Source organism: Acidobacteriota bacterium (assembly GCA_019347945.1).
Lineage (GTDB): Bacteria > Acidobacteriota > Thermoanaerobaculia > Gp7-AA8 > JAHWKK01 > JAHWKK01.
Map to the genome: position 1 here is coordinate 182,114 of JAHWKK010000004.1, position 18,928 is coordinate 201,041.

16 protein-coding genes are annotated in these 18,928 nt (G+C 62.4%); 10 read left to right on the plus strand and 6 right to left on the minus strand.

Annotated features, from left to right (window positions below; all coding sequences use genetic code 11):
• Positions 1-2 precede the first annotated feature (2 nt).
• The 10 genes from recR (at position 3) to serA (ending at position 8,699) form a co-directional block, all read left to right on the plus strand.
• Entirely contained in the window at positions 3-596 is a 594-nt protein-coding gene (gene recR, locus KY459_04410; protein MBW3563945.1) for a recombination mediator RecR, read from the plus strand.
• Positions 597-661: 65 nt separating this feature from the next.
• Positions 662-1,159 carry a roadblock/LC7 domain-containing protein gene (locus KY459_04415; GenBank protein ID MBW3563946.1) on the plus strand — a complete coding sequence of 166 codons (498 nt, stop codon included), beginning with the start codon at positions 662-664 and terminating at the stop codon, positions 1,157-1,159.
• A 21-nt stretch (positions 1,160-1,180) separates the two neighbouring features.
• Positions 1,181-1,771: a GTPase domain-containing protein gene (locus KY459_04420; GenBank protein MBW3563947.1), complete on the plus strand. Its 591-nt coding sequence runs from the start codon at positions 1,181-1,183 to the stop codon at positions 1,769-1,771.
• A 1-nt stretch (position 1,772) separates the two neighbouring features.
• The gene (locus KY459_04425) at positions 1,773-2,810 is read left to right on the plus strand and encodes a YvcK family protein (GenBank protein MBW3563948.1); all 1,038 of its coding nucleotides are present in this window, start codon (positions 1,773-1,775) and stop codon (positions 2,808-2,810) included.
• 32 nt (positions 2,811-2,842) lie between these two features.
• Positions 2,843-4,234 (plus strand): bifunctional UDP-N-acetylglucosamine diphosphorylase/glucosamine-1-phosphate N-acetyltransferase GlmU, encoded by a 1,392-nt coding sequence (gene glmU / locus KY459_04430; protein ID MBW3563949.1) that lies wholly within the window; start codon positions 2,843-2,845, stop codon positions 4,232-4,234.
• A complete protein-coding gene (locus KY459_04435) occupies positions 4,231-4,737 on the plus strand; it encodes a molybdopterin-guanine dinucleotide biosynthesis protein MobB (GenBank protein MBW3563950.1) in 507 nt (168 codons plus the stop codon). Before glmU ends, KY459_04435 begins: the two co-directional genes overlap by 4 nt.
• Positions 4,734-5,396: an HAD-IA family hydrolase gene (locus KY459_04440; protein ID MBW3563951.1), complete on the plus strand. Its 663-nt coding sequence runs from the start codon at positions 4,734-4,736 to the stop codon at positions 5,394-5,396. The genes KY459_04435 and KY459_04440 overlap by 4 nt, the downstream gene beginning before the upstream one ends.
• Positions 5,393-6,046, plus strand: coding sequence for an HAD-IB family phosphatase (locus KY459_04445; GenBank protein ID MBW3563952.1), 654 nt, complete (start codon positions 5,393-5,395; stop codon positions 6,044-6,046). Before KY459_04440 ends, KY459_04445 begins: the two co-directional genes overlap by 4 nt.
• Entirely contained in the window at positions 6,043-7,116 is a 1,074-nt protein-coding gene (locus KY459_04450) for an alanine--glyoxylate aminotransferase family protein (GenBank protein MBW3563953.1), read from the plus strand. Before KY459_04445 ends, KY459_04450 begins: the two co-directional genes overlap by 4 nt.
• A complete protein-coding gene (serA, locus tag KY459_04455; protein ID MBW3563954.1) occupies positions 7,113-8,699 on the plus strand; it encodes a phosphoglycerate dehydrogenase in 1,587 nt (528 codons plus the stop codon). The genes KY459_04450 and serA overlap by 4 nt, the downstream gene beginning before the upstream one ends.
• A gap of 910 nt (positions 8,700-9,609) precedes the next feature.
• On the opposite strand, the gene KY459_04460 is transcribed toward serA, so the two are convergent.
• The 6 genes from KY459_04460 to KY459_04485 all read right to left on the minus strand — a co-directional run.
• The gene (locus KY459_04460) at positions 9,610-11,724 is read right to left on the minus strand and encodes a tetratricopeptide repeat protein (GenBank protein ID MBW3563955.1); all 2,115 of its coding nucleotides are present in this window, start codon (positions 11,722-11,724) and stop codon (positions 9,610-9,612) included.
• 119 nt (positions 11,725-11,843) lie between these two features.
• The gene (locus KY459_04465) at positions 11,844-12,542 is read right to left on the minus strand and encodes a response regulator transcription factor (protein ID MBW3563956.1); all 699 of its coding nucleotides are present in this window, start codon (positions 12,540-12,542) and stop codon (positions 11,844-11,846) included.
• Positions 12,542-14,398 carry a hypothetical protein gene (locus tag KY459_04470; GenBank protein MBW3563957.1) on the minus strand — a complete coding sequence of 619 codons (1,857 nt, stop codon included), beginning with the start codon at positions 14,396-14,398 and terminating at the stop codon, positions 12,542-12,544. The genes KY459_04465 and KY459_04470 overlap by 1 nt, the downstream gene beginning before the upstream one ends.
• A gap of 182 nt (positions 14,399-14,580) precedes the next feature.
• On the minus strand, positions 14,581-16,608 hold the full coding sequence (locus KY459_04475) for a protein kinase (GenBank protein MBW3563958.1): 2,028 nt from the start codon (positions 16,606-16,608) through the stop codon (positions 14,581-14,583).
• 323 nt (positions 16,609-16,931) lie between these two features.
• The gene (locus KY459_04480) at positions 16,932-17,681 is read right to left on the minus strand and encodes a hypothetical protein (GenBank protein MBW3563959.1); all 750 of its coding nucleotides are present in this window, start codon (positions 17,679-17,681) and stop codon (positions 16,932-16,934) included.
• A 761-nt stretch (positions 17,682-18,442) separates the two neighbouring features.
• A partial coding sequence (locus tag KY459_04485) for a membrane bound O-acyl transferase family-domain-containing protein (GenBank protein MBW3563960.1) occupies positions 18,443-18,928 on the minus strand: 486 nt, incomplete at its 5' end.

The following is an 18,928-nucleotide window of genomic DNA, read 5'->3' on the forward strand; positions in this document are numbered from 1 at the left end:
TCATGGCCGCGCCTCCACTGGCCAATCTCATCAACGAGTTGAGCCGCCTCCCCGGCATCGGATCCCGCAGCGCGCAGCGGCTCGCCTACAGCATTCTCAGGAAGCCGAGAGCCGACGCCGAGGCGCTCGCGCACGCGATTCTCGAAGTGCGGGAGAAGATCGTCCGCTGCAGTCGGTGCAACAATCTGACGGATGTCGATCCGTGCAGCTACTGCACGGATGCGCGAAGGGATCAGACGATACTCTGCGTCGTGGAAGAGGCCTGGGACATCGCATCGATCGAGGCGGCCTCCGAGTTCCATGGCCTGTATCACGTGCTGCTCGGGGCGCTCTCTCCACTGAAGGGGATCGGTCCGGGGGACATCGACGTGGCCGGTGTCGTCTCGCGGGTCCGGGACGGAGAGGTCCGGGAGGTGATCGTGGCGACCAACCCGAACGTCGAGGGGGAGGCGACCGCCCATCATCTCGCAGCGGAGCTCCGCGCGGCGGAGGTGAAGGTGACGCGGCTCGCGTTCGGCCTTCCGGTCGGCGGCGATCTCGAGTACGCGGATCACGTGACGATGTCGCGTGCGCTGTCGGGCCGGAGGGAGATGTGAGCTGGTGTCCTCCGACCGCGTCCATGTGTTATAAGTTGACCGCAATTCGTGGGACCCGTAAATAGATGAGCCCTCCTGATCTGGTCATGTACGAGGAGGAGTACCAGCAGATTCGGGAGATTCTCGAACGTCTGCGGAGTGACTCCAACGCCAAGTTCACCTTTCTTGTCGACAAGAACGGTCAGCAGATCGCTTCGTCCGGCGACATGGCGGGAGTCGACGCCACCTCGCTCGCTTCGCTGACCGCCGGCAACGTCGCCGCCACCGACGGTCTGGCCAAGCTGATCGGCGAGAAGGAATTCTCGATCCTGTTCCACGAGGGCGAGCGGGACAACATTCACATCTCGCTCGTCGCCAGACGCGTCATCCTCGTGGTCATCTTCGATGAACGCTCGTCGCTCGGTCTGGTCCGGCTCAGAGTCAAAAAAGGATCGCAGGAGCTGGAGCGTGTTTTCGAAGTGCTCGTCGAAAAAGCCGAGAGGGAAGGACCCGCCGCTGCACACTTCGACTCCCCGTTTGCCGAGATCACCGATGAAGACATCGACAGCTTGTTCAGTGAATAGGAAGCCTCGGGAAGAACTGTCGTGACATTCATCAACCTTGCTGCCAGAGAGATCAACTGCAAGATCGTCTACTACGGTCCCGGTCTATGCGGGAAGACGACTAACCTCCAGTGGATCTACGACAAGACCAACCCTCAGGCGAAAGGGAAGCTGATCTCGCTCGCCACCGAGACCGACCGGACGCTGTTCTTCGACTTTCTCCCGCTCGATCTCGGAACCGTTCGTGGCTTCAAGACGCGCTTTCATCTCTACACGGTGCCCGGTCAGGTTTTTTACGATGCCTCGCGAAAGCTCATCCTCAAAGGCGTCGACGGAGTGATCTTCGTCGCAGATTCTCAGGAAGCCCGGATGGACGCGAACATCGAGTCGCTGCAGAACCTCGAACAGAACCTGAATGAACAGGGGTACGACCTCAAGACGATCCCGTACGCGCTTCAGATGAACAAGCGGGATCTTCCTACCGCCATACCCGTGGAAGAGATGTACAAGCAGTTGAATTACAAGGGCGAGCCGTCCTTCGAAGCCGTGGCCCCGAATGGAGTCGGCGTATTCGATACGCTCAAGGCCGTGGCAAAGCTCGTGCTGACGGATCTCAAGAAGAAGCAGTCCTGAGATGCCCCGTTCCACCATCAGACTCGTCGCCATAGGCGGCGGAACCGGCCTGGCCACGCTTCTGCGCGGACTCAAGCATTTTGTCCACTCCGAGGGGCCGTGGTCGATCTCCGATCTGGCGGCAATCGTCACGGTCACCGACGAAGGAGGGAGCTCGGGCGTTCTTCGCCGCGAGTTCTCGATGCTCCCCCCGGGTGACATCAGGAACTGCATCGTCGCGCTGGCCGAAGAGGAAAAGATCCTCTCGCAGTTGTTCAGCTACCGGTTCGGCTCGGAATCGACCCTGACGGGACATTCGCTCGGGAACCTTCTTCTGACGGCGCTGACCGACCTGCGTGGAAGTTTTCTCGAGGCGGTGCGGGAAGTCTCCGAGGTTCTGGCGATACGAGGAACGATTTACCCGGCGGCGCTGGAGGACGTTCGGGTGCGGGCGCTCTGCGCCGATGGAACCGTGCTGGTCGGAGAGACCGCGATCGGAGGGGACTGGCTGGCGGAAGAGGTTCCTCCGGAGCATGCGCGGATCGTACGTCTCGAGCTCGAGCCTGCTTCGCCGGCGCCTCTGCCGGAGGCTCTCGACGCAATCGGAAAAGCCGATGTCATCGTGATCGGCCCGGGATCGCTCTACACCTCTGTGATCCCGAATCTCGTCATTCCCGAGCTGGGGGAGGCAGTCCGGAACGCCCGAGGGCTGAAGATCTACATCTGCAACGTCATGACACAACCGGGAGAAACGGATGGCTACGACGCCGAGGACCATCTGCGGGCGCTGTTCGACCATGCGGGGCTGGTCGCCGAAGCGATGATCGTCAACGGTCTTCGCCCGACGACACGCTTTCTGGAGGCTTACAAGCGGAGGAGGCAGTTCCCCGTCGAATGTGATCCGGATGCGATCCGAGCGCTCGGGGTCACACCTTTCTTTGGCGATATCATTGCAGAAGGTAACTATCTGAGACACGATCCAGGCGCCCTCGCCGACACCGTGTTCAGACTCTACGAACGGTACGGGCGAAGGCTTCAGAAACTCCGTCGAGAACGCTGACGGTCGCACTGCGACGGGAGTCAGGAGACGAAATGCCCCGAACCGAAGTCCTCATCCTCGCTGCCGGTCTCGGCACCAGGATGAAGAGCGATCTCATCAAAGTACTTCACGAGGCGGCGGGATGTCCGATCATTGACTACGTCCTCGATCTCGCTCACCAGGTCTCCGAAACCGATCCGATCGTGGTCGTCGGGCATCAGCGCGACAAGGTTCAGGGGCGCTGCGGCAATCGGGCCGTTTACGCAGTTCAGGACCAGCAGCTCGGCACCGGCCACGCCGTGCTCCAGGCCGAATCGCTTCTCAGGGAACGTGAGCTCGAGGGCACCTCGATCCTCGTTCTCTCCGGGGACGTCCCGCTGACCAGACCGGAAACTCTCCATGCGCTGCTCGAAGCTCATGAGCGAGAGGGTGCGCTCGCCACGGTGCTCACCATGAAACTCGATGATCCCGCTATGTACGGGCGAATCGTTCGAAACCCGGATGGCGGTATCTCGAAAATCGTCGAAGCGAAGGATGCCGATGCCGGGACTCTCGCGATCGACGAGGTCAATGCCGGGATTTACGTCTTCGATGGGGAGTTCCTTTTCGATGCGCTTCACCGTACTTCGTCCGACAACGCGCAGGGGGAGTACTACCTCCCTGACGTGGTCGCCATGGCCGCCGAGCAACCGGGCGGCGCCGCCGCTGTGGTCGTCGACGATCCGATCGAGGCTCTCGGAGTGAACTCCCGCGAGGATCTCTGGCGGGTCGAGCGGGAGCTTCGCCGGAGGAAAATCGCCGAGCTGATGGTGGCCGGAGTCACTTTCCGCGACCCGGAGTCGGTCATCATCGACCATCCCGTCCGGATCGGTCCCGATACGATCATCTATAACGGCGTCTGTCTCGAAGGGGCCACAACGATCGGACGGCAGTGCACGATCGGCCCGGGCAGTCATCTCGAGAGTTGCGTCCTCGGCGACCGCGTGACCCTCAAGGCCGGAACGGTCGCTTCCGAAGCCACAATCGAGGCCGACGCGACGATTGGGCCATACGCTCATCTCCGGCCCGGAACGGTCGTTGCCGAGTCCGTGAAGATCGGCAATTTCGTCGAGACCAAGAAGGCGATCTTCGGAAAGGGAGCGAAAGCCTCTCACCTCTCCTATATCGGTGACGCTGAAGTCGGGGAAGGAGTCAACATCGGCGCCGGAACGATCACCTGCAACTACGACGGAAAGAGCAAACACAAGACGATCATCGAAGACGGTGCGTTCATCGGCTCGGACTCCCAGCTGGTCGCGCCGGTCAGGATCGGACAGAACTCCTATGTCGGCGCCGGCTCGACGATCACGAAGGACGTACCGCCCGATTCGCTGGCGCTCTCACGCGCCGGACAACGAAACATCGAAGGTTGGGCGAAAAGGAAACGGGAGGAAGACGATCAGTGACGGCGGCAGTTCGAGCTCTTCCGGACGGACCGCCGCGGATTCTCGGCCTGGTCGGGGCATCCGGCTCGGGCAAGACGGAGCTCGCCTGCCGGCTGATCGAAAAGCTCGCGGCCGGGGGTGTACGGGTCGCCTTCGTCAAGCACACGCATCACCCTCTCAATGACGACCGGCATCGCGGCGACACGGCCCGCGCACTCGATGCCGGTGCCACGACCGCCTGGCTGATCTCCGGGGACGAAGCCGTGAAGTTCGTCGCGACGGCCGAAACGGGCCATCGAACGGCGAAACCCGACCCTTTCGAGATCGACGCGGACGTCGTGATCGTCGAGGGAGCACGAGACGATGACCGCTGGCCGCGATTGCGGGTCGAGACGATGAAAGCGGACGACCGCGCCGGCGAAGTCGACGGCGTCGTCGATGCGAGAGCTTCGCAGTCCAGGCTCTCCCGCCTCTCTTCGGACGATCTCGAATCGATACTCCGATTTTTCGAGGTGAGGTCTTGAGCCGCCGCTACGATGCGGTGATCTTCGATCTCGACGGAACGCTCATCGACTCGTGGGAAGCGCTGCACGACGCCGTCAACGAAGCGCTCCGAAGTGCCGATCATCGCCCGGTATCGAAAGCGGAGGTCGTGACGAGGGTCGGCGACGGAATCGAGGCGCTTCTCGAACGATGCATGGGACGACGCCCGACGAGCGACGTTCTGGATGTTTTCATCGCACGGTACGATCAGGTCTGCTGCGAAAAGTCGCGCACGCTGGATGGCGTCGAGTCGACGCTGCTCGCCCTCTCGAGCGGCGGGGTGGCGATGGCGGTCTGCACGAACAAGCCGACCGGCTTCTCTCGAAAGATCGTCGACGCGCTCGGCCTGGGTGGCTATTTCGAGCACGTCGTAGGACCCGACCTGGCAGGATGTCGAAAGCCGGATCCCCGGCACGTCATGGCCGCCGTCGACCGCACCGGCGCCGATGCCGCCCGCAGTCTCTTCGTCGGAGACATGCCGGTCGACATCGAAGCCGCGAGTGCAGCGGGTCTCCACGTCGCGGCGATCCCGACGGGCTCGGTCGCTTCCGACGTTCTCCTCTCCTGCGGCTCCGACTACATGCTCGAGCGCTTCGATGATCTGGTCGGCATCGTTTTCGGAGAGAAATCCGCGGCATGAAGCCGCGATTCAGTATCGTCTGCTTCGACGTCGATTCGACGATCGTCGAAATCGAGGGGATCGACGTCCTCGCGGAGGGTCACGCCGAGGTCGTGAAAATGACGGAGCTGGCGATGCAGGGGATGATTCCGATGGAGGAAGTGTACGGCCGGCGGCTCGATATCATTCGCCCCGATCAGGCGGCCGTTCACGCGCTCGCGGATCGCTATCTCCAGTCGATCGTTCCGGGCGTGGACGATCTCTTCGGCTTCCTCCATGCGGCGGGAGTCGACATTCACCTCGTCACGGGAGGAATCGAGCAGGCAGTCGCACCGCTGGCGGAAAGGCTGGGCGTGCAACGCCGAGCCGTGCACGCCGTGGCCCTCCGGTTTGGGCGGGACGGCTCCTATGAGGGCTGGGACGAGACCGCGCCGACGGCTCGCGCCGGTGGAAAAGGAACGGTCTGCCGCGACATCCGCGTGAGGAACAAGGGGGCGATGGCGTTCGTCGGAGACGGGTACACCGACCTCGAGGCGAAGCCCTGGGTCGACTGCTTCATCGGATTCGGTGGTGTCGCGATACGGGAGCGGGTGAGAGAAGAGGCGAACGTCTGGATCGAGGATCCCGACGCGACGGCGCTGACGCCGGTTCTCTTCGAGGAGGAGCAGTGACCGAGAAATGCCGATACTTCATCCCCGGGCCGGTCTGGGTGAGACCGGAGATCCTGCAGGCGATGGTCCGTCCGATGGTCGGCCATCGGAGCTCGGCGTTCACCTCTCTCTTCGTTGGCGTCACCGAAAAGCTTCGTGTGCTCTTCGGGACGAAACAGCACGTTTTCGTCGCCGCCTCGAGCGGCACGGGGCTTCTCGAGGGAGCTCTTCTGAACACGGTTGGTCGCGCCGTGCTCACGACGACGTGCGGGGCGTTCTCGGAGCGGTGGAAGGAGATCGCCGAGCACATCGGCGTCGAGGTCGATCATCTCGACTACGAATGGGGGAGGGCGGTCAAACCCGGCGACCTGACCGACCGCTTTCGTGGACGACGCCACCACTTCGATGCAGTCACGATCACACACAACGAAACCTCGACCGGCGTGATGAATCCTCTCGCCGAGCTTGCCCGGGTCGTTCGGGCCGAATCCGCCGACACGCTCATTCTCGTCGACGCGGTCTCCTCGCTCGGTGGCGCGGAGCTGCGCTTCGACGAGTGGGATCTCGACGTCTGTGTCGCCAGCAGCCAGAAGGCGCTCGGTCTTCCGCCGGGCCTCGCCGTCGTCGCGGTCTCCGAACGGGCGATGGAGTGTGCGCGGAAGAAGCAGTACCGCGGAACCTACTTCGACTTTCTCGAGTTCGAGCGCGGTCTGGCGAGCGGAAGCACTCCCTGGACGCCGGCGCTGCCGCTGATCTACGCGCTCGATCTGCAGCTCGACGAGATCCTCGACGAGGGGCTCACGAAACGCTGGGCACGTCACCGAGCGATGCGCGATCACACGCTCGCCACGGTCACCTCGTTCGCCCGGCCGATCAGCTCGCTCCAGGCGGCGTCGTGGACCGTCAGCTGCCTCGAAGCATTCGAGATGAAAGGAAACGAAGTCGTGAAGGCAATGAAAGAACGTGGATACACGCTGGGCTCGGGCTACGGAAAACTGAAGGAGCCGACTTTCCGGATCGGGCATATGGGCGATTGCCCTGCCGAGGATCTCGACGAGATGCTGCAGGTATTGCGGGAGGTGGTCGGTTGAGCGGATTCCGGATTCTCGTCACGGACACCCTCGCCGATCAGGGGCTCGAGATTCTTCGGACCGCCGAAGACGCCGAGGTGCGCTATGAGCCGGGGATCACCGGCGACGAGCTTCTGGCTGCCGTGGCCGAAACGGACGCGATGATCACGAGGAGCGGAACTCCCGTCACGGCCGAGCTCCTGGATGCCGCGGTCGAGCTCCGGGTGCTCGCGCGCGCCGGTGTCGGCCTCGACAACGTCGACGTCGACGCTGCGACCGCACGAGGCGTGCTCGTGATCAACACGCCGACTGCCAACATCATCTCGGCCACCGAGCACACGATGGCGATGATGCTGTCGCTGCTGCGGAACATCCCGGAAGCGGACAGGTCGCTGCGTGCCGGAGAATGGAAGCGATCGAAATTCATGGGGCGCGAGCTCTACGAAAAGACGCTCGGCATCATCGGCTTCGGAAGGATCGGAAGCCGGGTGGGGATTCGCGCAAAGTCTTTCGGAGCCGAAGTGATCGCCTTCGACCCGTACATCGCGGAGCGCGCCGCCGAACGGATCGGAGCCGAGATGGTGACCTTCGAGGAGCTGCTCGAGCGGTCCGACATCATCACGGTCCACACGCCGCTGACCGACGAGACCCGAGCAATGATCGGGAGGGAGGAGATCGCGCGGATGAGGCCCGGCGTGATCGTGCTCAACATCGCGCGTGGCGGGATCTACGACGAGAATGCTCTCGCGGAAGCGCTCGAGAGCGGACATGTGGCCGGTGCGGCGATCGACGTTTTCGCCGACGAGCCGCCCCCCGCGGATCACCCGCTGCTTCAGGCGCCGAACGTCTATGTGACCCCGCATCTCGGGGCGAACACGGCCGAAGCGCAGGAGCGGGTCGGAACCACGACCGCCGAGATGGTTCTCGATGCTCTGAGGGGGTCGCTCTTCGTATCCGCGGTCAACCTTCCCGTCGAGGGGGAGATCGATTCGAGGCTGATGGCGACCGCGCGCCTCTCCGAGCAACTCGGCTCGCTCGCCTCGCAGCTTCTCGACGGCCCGCCCACCGAGGTGAATGTCTCGATTCGAGGGATCGAGGAGCGGGCGCTCCGGCTCGTGACGGTCGCAGCGCTGCGAGGTCTGCTCACGCCGCATCTGAGCGAGACGGTCAACTTCGTCAACGCCGAAACGATCGCGAAACGTCGCGGAATCGAGTGGAGCACGACCATCCACCAGAAGGCGGAGGATTACGTCAACCTCGTCTCGGTGGACATTCGCTCGAACGAAACGGCGATGCGGGTCGAGGGGACGCTGTTCGGAGAGACGATTCCACGCGTGGTGGCGATCAACGAGTACCGCGTCGAGTTCGAGCCGACCGGCTGGATCATCTATCTGGTCAACCGCGACGTCCCCGGTGTCGTCGGCAAAGTCGGAACGATCCTCGGAGACCGCGAGATCAACATCGCCGAGTACAACCTCGCGCGCTCGAAGAAATCGGGGCTCGCGATGGCGATCATCACGGTCGACACGCACGTCGATCGAGCCACGCTCGATTTTCTACGCTCGTTCCGCGAGATCGAGGACGTCCGCCTCGTCAAGCTGTAGACGGGAAGAAGAGTGAAGAGTGAAGATTGAAGAGTGAAGAAGAGGAGACATCGCGAAAGCTCGCGAGGATGTAGCACCGCCACCGGGAGGGCGAAGCTCCTGCTGAGCCGCACCGTAACACGCCACCGTAAAGTTGCCTGAAACCCGATCGGCAAGCGCCTCGCCCCGTAGCGCAGGCTTCCAGCCCGCCGCGGGAGAGACGAGGGGGAAAAGTCCGCCCCCTCTCATCCTGAGCAATTTGACCGGCGCGTTGCGCCGGTGAAGCGGGAATGAAAACCGGAGCCTGCAAAACTCCGCACCCCATACTCAAACCGACGTCGTCCCGAGCGGGCGGTCGGGTGGGCAAGCGAGGGACCTTGCAGGGTGGGACATCAGGCCAGGCGAAGCGCTGCAAGTGGGTCGAAGTCCAACAATTTCGTGGTCGTTTCATTAGGAGCCGCCGAAGGACGGCGACGGATCTGGGGGTGGCTCGCGAATCATCGTCATGGCGGGCCGGGGGAATCATTCATGAGCCCGCACCCAGATCCTTCGCCGTCCTTCGGCGGCTCAGGATGACGAGTTGTGAAGGCGTCGACCGTGTCCGGGGAAGCTCGTGAATCGCGGTTGAAGAGGCTCGCGGAAACTTAACCGGTTCTCTCGGCTTTTCGATTTGGGCAACAGCCCGTTCGTTCTTCGCCAGGTTCCCCAGGCAGACGATTTTGATCAGGCCGATTCACAAAGCTCAACTGTGATCCACGAGAAGCCGATCCAGATGCAGAAGCTGAAACTTTCGTGACACTTCTCCACCCTTCCTCTGGAGCCACAGCCTCGTTCGCGGAGAGGGAGAAGGGACATTGCCCCTCTCCCCGAATACAAAAATGGCCGGGAGGTTCGTCAGCCTCCCGGCCATCGTCCGCCCTCCCGCCCGGCTTTACCGCGACGCGGTCTTCTGCTCGCCTTCGTTCAGAAAATTCTCGAGAACCCAGAGCTCGCCTTTCGACGCGCCTGACGTGAACGCGATTTGCCTTCCATTCGGATGCATCTGGAGGCCCCTCAGTCGCGGCATCGAAAGCCCGATCAGCTCGGAGGGACCGCCTTCGAGAGGAACTCTCCAGAGCTGAACGTTCCGGTTCTTCATCGTCCCGTTTTCCCAGCGACCGAAGATCAGATACTTCCCGTCAGGGGTGAACACCATGCGTGCGTAACCCGCGATGTTCCTTCCTTCAATCTCGACGGGTTCACGAAGCAGAACTCGACGCTCTCCGCTCTCCAGATCGGTGATCGTGATCAGATCTTCCTTCCGGTAGTCGTTCTCCTGTTCCCTGACGACCATGTAACGCCCGTCCGGAGAGAGTCCGATGAAGCTCGTCGTCGGCTGCAGCGAGCTCTTGTAGATGACTTTGTCGGTGGCGCTCCCGATCTCGTGCGCAACGACCTTGAATCCCGTCTCCCCCTGCTGCGGGTAATAGAGCAGCGTGCCGTCCGGCGAGAATGCCGCTCCCCGGCTCTCGGTCTCACCAACTTGCCGCGATTCTCCCGTCTCGGCATCGATCACGAAAAGGCGAACGTCCGACGATCCTCTTCGAGCCGCCACCGCAAAGTACTTCTCGTCGGACGACCAGGCGATCGGGTCGCCCGGAATGAGACGGAGATCGGTCCCTGTCTCCCGTTCCTCTCCGGTTTCGAGATCGCGGATCACGAACCGTGGGGCCTTCGTGCCGCTGGCATTCGACCGACGCGAAACGAAGGCGATCTTCGACCCGTCGCCGTTCCACACCGGCCATTGGTCCTGCCCCACGCGCTCGGTCACCCGTCGCGGCGTTCCGACGGGACGTCCATGATCGTCGAGGTCCACGATGTAACCGTCGTACAGATCCGTCGACGTTCCATAGTAGAGATCGTCGCCGGTCAGCCCGAACAGATGATCCGCGCCGAAGTCGCTGCGCAGGATCACCGGTTCCCCGACGGGCTTGCCGTTCCTCACCCCGATCTGCCAGAGGGCACGTTCGCCACTTCTCTGGCTTCTGAAGATCACGTGATCTCCCCTCGGACAGAAGCCGACCGCGAATTCGGTGAAACCGCCGGGTGCCAGCAGCGTCGCATCACCGCCCTTTACCGATTGAAGAAAGATTCCGCGTGCCGCTCCACCATCCGGCGCATTCATGTAGAGCACCCAACGACCGTCGGGCGAGAACTCCACCGGATGGGGATGGCTCTCGAACCGTCCGAGAACATCGATGCTCGAGTCGCTCAGGTTCACGATCCCGAGCTCGTGTACGTTCTCGTTCCGCTCGATGCTGACGAGAAGTCGCCTGCCATCGGGGGAAAACCTGCCGGGCTCGACATAGAAATGGTTTTCGGCCGGGATCAGGACCCGTGGTTCTTCGTTCTTCTCGGTGGACACGAGCCGGAGCTCCACCGGACAACGTGGCTGGCAGAGACTTCCGTACCACGTATACGCCAGCCATTTCCCGTCCGGAGAAAACCTCGACTGGCCGCCGAATTCGTCATTCTCTCCCCATGGGCCACTGTGGGTGAGGAGGCGATTCGTACCATTCTCGAGATCCCTGATCGCCATGTCGCCAGTCTCCCAGGCGATGTAGGAAAAGTACCGCCCGTCCGCCGACACCTCTCCCTCCCCGTCCGGTATCTCATCCCACAGCATTCGTGCGGCCGGTACCGAGGCGACCTGCACCCTCTCCACGTCAGGTGGCGTCATCCGGGCCAGTCGCTCTCTCGCCGCCTCGACAGCCGAGGACTGGTCGGCGTACTCCCGCACGATCCTCTCGTACGCCTTCTTTGCCTCCGCCTGCCCCAGCTTCTCGTACGCCGCGCCCATCTTCAGAAGCGCTCGAACCGCGAGCGATCGGTCCCGCCCCGCCTGTTCGACGACCTGTCCATAAAGCGCGATCGCTTTCGGGAGATCCCCCATCGACCGTTCCGCCACCAGAGCCTGCTGAAACAGATCGTCGGCATCCGCCGCCATCAACGGCAGCGAGAACATGATCACCAACACAGCCACCACTGCTCGCACTAACCTTTCCATCTGATCCTCCTTTGCCATGCCTCCCAACTTAAGGCAGTGCATCATCGGAGTTGTCATCGCCGGTCGCCGCGCTCGTCGCATCCCGGCAAAATTTCCGTCATCATTCGATCGAAAAGTCGTCATGAAAGTGTGGAGTCCCCAGCGACCCACTTGTAGCCGACCCCGAAGATCGTCAGCAGATGCCGCGGACTCGACGGGTCATCCTCGAGCTTCGAGCGGAGAGAGGCGACGTGGTTGTCGACCGTCCGCGTCGAGGGGTAGTTCTCGTAACCCCATACTTCATCGAGCAAGGTTTCTCGTGACACGACCTCTCCCGGACGTGATGCGATGGCTCGCAGCAGTCCGAACTCTTTCCGCGTGAGGTGAAGCGGCTCACCATCGCGCCGGGCCTCGAAACTCCGGAAATCGACTTCGATGTCATCGAACTCGAGAACGTCCAGCAGTTCATGCGCAGGAGCGTGACGCCGCAGAAGAGCGCGGACCCGCGCGAGCAGTTCCCGGAGTGAAAACGGCTTCGTCACGTAATCGTCGGCTCCGAGGTCGAGGCCGAGGACCTTGTCTCCCTCTTCACCTCGTGCCGTCAGCATGATGATCGGCGTGGCGCTCCCTTCGTCACGCAGAGTGCGACACACCTCGTATCCGCTGAGCTTCGGCAGCATCAGATCGAGCAGCACCAGATCCGGTGAATGCTCGCGGATCGCGTCGAGCCCTGTTACTCCGTCCGCCGCGGCAATCACCTCGTAGCCCTCTCCTTCGAGATTGTCGACCAGGCCTCGCAGGATGGCCGGATCATCCTCGACCACGACGACGCGTGACATCAGACGGCCTCCAGCGGGAACGTGATCGTGAACTCGCTGCCGGCACCGGGACGGCTTTTCAACAGGAGCATCCCTCCGTGCATCCGGGCGATGTGGGCGACGATCGGAAGACCGAGTCCGGCACCGGTGACGCCGACGCTGTTGGTCGCGCGATAGAACTTCTCGAAGATCTTTTCTTTCTCCTCCTCCGGAATCCCGATGCCGTGATCGATCACCCGCAATGCGACGCCGTCCCCTTCCCGCTCGAGACGGACCTGCAGGTCGAGACAGTCGCCCGAGTACTTCATCGCGTTGGTGAGAAGGTTGAGCAGCGCCTGTTCCACCGCATCCTCGTCCACTTTCACCGGGGGAAGACCCTCCTCCACATGCAGAGCGAGACGGAATCCTTTCTGCTGGAGCGGATATGCGGCCCCTCGCAGCGAACGGCGCACGACCTCGCCCAGGTCGCGAGCCTCGAGCCGGTACTGTCTGTCGCCCCGTTCGATCTTCGAGAACTCCAGCACGTTGTCGAGGAGCCGGCTCAACCGCTCGCTCTCATTGAGGATGAGCTCCAGGTATTCGTCGCGCTGCTTCGAGGTGGCGGGACGCCCCATCTGGAGAGACTCGGCGAACATCCGGATCGCCGAGAGGGGCGTCTTCAGCTCGTGAGAGACGCTGGAGACGAACTCGGAGCGCAACTCCGCCGTCTCGACCTCGCGACGCACGTCGCGCAGAAGCATCCCGGCGGCCGTGAGGCTCGTCAGAAAGACGAATCCAAGCGCCAGGAAGAAGAATGTCCGGCGCGATCGCGCCGCCTCGTCGACTCCCGCCGGGACGGGCGGCAGGGCGATGCCGATTCCGGGAAACGACGTGCTTGCGACCACACCGTCCTCGTTCCATCCCCGGGTGAGGTGCATCCCTTTGAGGGTCGGGTCCCGTGCGATCATCGCATCGATCAGATCCTCGGCAGCCACCGTGATCACCGCTTCCTTTCCACCTACCTCGGCGGAACCGACGATCCAGAGCCAGTCGCCGAACACCGTCCAGCTCTCCCGCAGCCCGTTTCCGTCTGCCGGCTGCGGCAGGACCGCCGGCAGGTTGTGCTGTAACTGGTTCGCGCGAGAGATTCTCTCGAGGCGCGCCTCGACCATAGCGGTGAGGGGTGCCGAGCCGAGAGCCGACGCGATGTCCGAGAGGAGGTGGAGGGCGGCGGGGGGCAGCTCGATCGATGGATCGAGGTGGCGCTCGAGCCACGGCACCATGTCTCCGGTGCCCGGTCCCGCCAGACGTTCCGCAGCATAGAGTGCGAGTGGGATCTGCTGATCGTCACGTGCCGATGGAGGCAGCCGCAGGACCTCCCGATACGAGATCAGAGCCTCCTCGGCTCTCCCCGTGCGGTGGAGCGCACGCGCCAGAAGCAGCTTCGCATAGGCTGCCTCCGAGTCGCTCCGGCTGATCTCCACGCCGTGACGGTAGTGACGGAGGGCTCGATCGGGACGGCCCGCGATCAGTTCTTCCGCCTCTCCGCGCGCGATTGCGGACCGCACCTCCGGCGTGGAGGGCCACGGCTCGTAAGACTCCGGGGCGGACCAGGGGAGCTCGAGAATCGATCCGTTGCGAAAGGCGATGAGCTCCGGGACGGGATCGGGAGTCTGTCCCGACGACAGGGCGAGACGGACGCGGTCGAGCCGATGCAGCATCCGCTGCTCGATCTCCGCGGCGAATCGTTCCCGCACTTCGCGATCCCGGTTCCGTTCCAGTTCCTTCTCCTGATCGACCATACGGGAGGCAAGGATCAGAAGCAGAAGGCCCGGAATACCCGCGACCAGTAATGCGAGCGCCACGCGGCGCCGAGGACCGCCCGAAGAGATTCTCATGTCGGCTAAGGAGTCATTCTAGTGCGCAGTCCCGCCGAAGATGTCATGAAAGTGTATTGAAACCTTCGTTGCGCGCAAAACCGTTTGGACGTGTGCCTCGCGCCTGATTCTGGAACTTCGTAAGGCGTCGAGAATGCCCTGCCGACACACCTCGACCTCACACCTTGCTGATCGAGGATCGATCAGTTCGAGACAGTGGTGGACCCATGGCGCTGGTAGATTTCCCGGAGCGCCTCCGCCTGTTGCTCCAGCCTCTTTGCCAGAGACGCGTACCGCGGATGCTGACGTGCTGTGGCAAGGTTCGGATCTCTGTCGAAGGTTGGGAGCGAAGCGAAGCCATCGTGAGCGGCTCGGTCGAGCCATTCGACCGCCTCCTCGCCGTTGCCGAGCACCGAGTGTACCGACGCGATCACGTGCTCGGTGTGATGGAAATGACCAAGAGTTTCCTGCCGGCCGCCCAGGGTTCGTTCCACGAGCTCGAGAGCTTTCTGACGCTCCCCCTTTTTTGCTGCAAGGAGCGCGTACAGCGCCTCCAGCGACGGGCCCTTAGCGGCGCCGGATGGCTGTTCCGCAATCTCATTCAGAAGTTGCGCTGCCTGATCGGTGCGACCCGCGCATACGAGAGCATGTGCTGCGTCACGGCCCGGCATTCGAGAGAACGCTTCTACGGCTGCTGCGCACTCTCCTCGCCAGAACAAGATGAGCGCGTGTCGACGGGCCCACCGGACATCACTCGGATCGAGGTCGCGTGCGAGCTCGATCTCGTACTCGGCTTCGTCCAGCAGACCGACGTGAGCGAGAATCCTGGCGGCCGTCCCGTGAGCCGGCGCTGACTGATTGTCGAGCGCAATCGCCCGGAGCGAGTCGACGAGCGCCTCCCGGTGTGGAAATCCGCGAGGCTGGGTCCAGATCAGCTGCGCTCTGGCAACGTATGCATCGGCAAGGTTCTCATCAATCGCGAGCGCCTTCTGGACGGCAAAAAAGGCCTTCTGCTCCCATTCAGGCGTCGGCTCCACGCGGAAGAAGCGCTCAGTATAAGAATGCGCGAGTGCCGCCCATGCTTCGGCGTGATCCGGCTTTCGCCGAACGACCTCTTCGAATGCAGCGATCGTCCGGAGATCCTCTCCGCCATGCTTCCCGCGGAGGTACCGGGCCTGGATGTAAAGATCCTCGACCGACTCGATCCGGGTCTCGGTCGGTCCGGCGTCCCGATACGTGAGCCACATGCCGGTGCCAGCCGCCGCCAGCAGAAGGATCACGGCAGCGGCAATCCAGCGGCGACTTCTCGGTTTGCGGCTGCTTTCAGGCAGGGTGGTCGCAGCCGCCCTTCCCGACGAGCTGTCGCGGAGGAGTCGCTGAAGCTGAGCGCGCAGCTCGGACGCACTCTGGACTCTCAGCTCCACCCGCTTCTCGAGGGCGGCCAGAATCGTCTGCTCGAGCTCGCGGGGAACTTCGCGGTTCAGCTCGGAAGGGGAAACCGGCTCGTGGTTGAGGATTCCGTCGAAGATTGAGGCGTGAGTGGCTCCCTCGAAAGGACGCTGACCCGTCGCCATCTCGTAGAGAACTGCTCCCAGTGAAAAGATGTCCGAGCGGGCGTCCACCGCTTCCCCTCGCGCCTGTTCGGGCGACATGTAGGCGGTCGTGCCGAGCGCCGTTCCGGGGATGGTGATCTCGTCCCTCCGGATCTGCGTGGAGTCATCCGCGGAACGATAGGTCAGATGCGGCTTCGGCTCGAGCCGCGCCAGTCCGAAATCGAGAAGCTTCGCGTCGCCCCGGGAAGTAACGAAGATGTTCGCCGGCTTCACGTCGCGGTGGATGATGCCCGCGGAGTGCGCAGCATGAAGCGCGTCGGCGATCTGAGTTCCCAGAACGAGCACCCGCTCGACCGGCAGCGGCTTACCGGAAATCAGGTGCCTCAGCGTCTGACCTTCGAGCTTCTCCATCACGAGGAACGGCCGCCCTTCGTGCTCACCGATGTCGTGAATCGTGCAGATGTAGGGATGATTCAGAGCTGACGCAGTCTCCGCTTCTCTCTTGAACCGCTGCGTCGCGGCAGCATCGTACCCGGCGTCCTCCACCAGAAACTTCAGTGCGACTTTGCGGTGAAGGCGCTGGTCTTCGGCTTCGTAGACCACTCCCATGCCGCCGACTCCGAGCTGGCTTACCACGCGGTAGTGCGAGACGATCTCGCCGATCATGGATCCGCCCATTCTAGCCCTCCTTTCTCACCGGCTGTCGCGGCAGCGGATCAGAATGGCCGTCTTGATACAGGGTCACGCCTCCGTAATTCGGTTCAGTTGCCCGAATCTGATCCGGAGTAGAATCCTTTCGAGCCCAAAAATGTGCGAGGAAACGAAAAACGAAGGTGTGACCCCCAAATTGATGACCCCGGCGTCGTCATGTACGTCTTCGGCTTTCGCGCCGGCTGGGAATGGGCGGCGCAGTCGATGGACTTGCCGGCGCTCCCGTCGCCACAATGAATTGCAAAGCCCGTTAAGTTACTTTTCTAGCTGTGGCCCTAACTTTATCAGCCTCAGCTAGTCAGAAACTCCGCGACCGTCCTCCATGCGCCGGTCGTACTGAGCGCGAGACGCCCAGGTACCGACAACACCAGAAGTGCTCCGCCCCACTTGTAGACCGGATGCACCTTTCGCCGCGTGGTGAAGTCGTAGAGAACGGCCGCCAGAAGGAAAATAAATGTCAGACCGTAAAATGCGAGCGGTCCGAGTGGCAGGACTCCGGGAAGACGTGCCACCGCCGCTGTGATGATGGTGATGTACGCCAGCATCATCAGTCGCTTGTGCGACTCTTTCCTCCGTCGAAGCCACAGCGCTGCACCCACGAATCCGGCGAACAGAACGATGTCGAACAGGGGAATCACGAGAAAGACCAGCGGGTCCACGCCGGGAGGGGCCGCGCCCGCTCGCGCGCTTGCGACCGCGGTACTGAATCCTGCGACCACCATGAGCCCGGCGACTACCGCGCCCGCGGTGCCCAGCAACCGGTGCGCCCTCACCCTGCGACTCGCAATCAGGGTGGTCTGGACGACGAAGAGCAACACCCAGCCGCTGAACAGCGCCGCGTGCAGGTGGATCAGGGGAGTGAGGCTGGCTCCGCTGATGGTCGCACCAGCCGTTCCGGGGGAGAGGGCCCGGAGATAATACGTGGGGGCGAAGCCCACCAGCACGACGACCGCCATGATGATGGCCATGCCGCTGTAGAAGATACGATCGTAGAACGAAACTCCATACGGCGCTTCGGACTTCAGCTCGATCGCGGACATTGCAAATCCTCCTTCGGTCTTTCAGAAGAAATATTTTACATCCACCGAACTTCGATCGGTATGGAAATCCTGAGGTTCCCTGCCCTCTTGATCGTAAGGGTTATAGAGGGTCAGACCTTCTTTTTCAGTCGTGCGAATCGAGTTGACCCATACGGGCGAGCCGTCGAGCGGGTCTCTCCCGACTGTGAGAATCTGATATTCGTCAGCGCCTTCGACCTCTCGCCAGAACATAGAGGGTCAGACCTTCGTTATTCGGTTCAGTCGAGCACTGGTGGCCCGAAGCTTGGACGGAGCCGCAAACTGATGCTTCCCACGCTTCTCCCCGACTCCGTTTTTCCCACGAGTCCGAGACCCCGCAGGATAGCATCGTCAGAGAGGGTCACACCTTCGTTATTCAGTTCATAGCGCGAATCTGACCGCTGATCTGATCCACGAGGAGCCGCTCAGGTGCAGTCCAACCGTTGCCCGAAGTGATCGCTCTTCTCCTTCGGAAGGGAAACTTTCGTGACAATTCTCCGAGGAGTAGAATGCTTTTAAGCCTCAAATATGCGCGATGAATCGAAAAACGAAGGTGTGACCCCCATTACCCATTACGAAATGGATCAGCTCACGCGCCGGACTCGGAAAGGTTCACGCGCGTAGCGAACGATCTCGAGCTCGGAATGATCGAGCGGTGCGGCGGGTGGGGTCGGACCATCCGCTGCACAGTCTGGATCAGAGAGTGAACGAAAGCCTGACACTGAAGGTTCGTGGTGGGACGACTACCACCGGGACAACGCCAGACGCAGAACAGGCTCGGCGAACAGCGGCAGGGTGAGCAATAGCATCGCCATGGTCCAGAGGCGCCCTGCGTACCATGCCCAACGCCGCACACCGAGTCGACGTTCCACGATGATGACCACTGGCTGAATGAGAAAGAACGCGCCCCACGAGATCGCCGGGACGGTTCCCAGAGCTGCACCCATCGCGTACGCGTGAATGGCCGCGCTGAGGACGAAACAGGAAAACCACGCAAGACCCACATTCCAGCGCACCAGAGGTTTGAAGCATCGCTCCTGCAGGATGCGCGTCATGACCAGGTTCCATCGCCTCGACCAGAACTCGCTGACCGTGGGGGCGCGGTAAGGGGCGTCGTTCACTGCAGGAATCGCGCGGCCGAACGCCGCAGCAAGGAGCTCGAGCGTTCCTGCTGCGAGCTCGAGGGCGCAGAACACGGCAACGCCGGCGGCGATCCACAGAACCAGGCG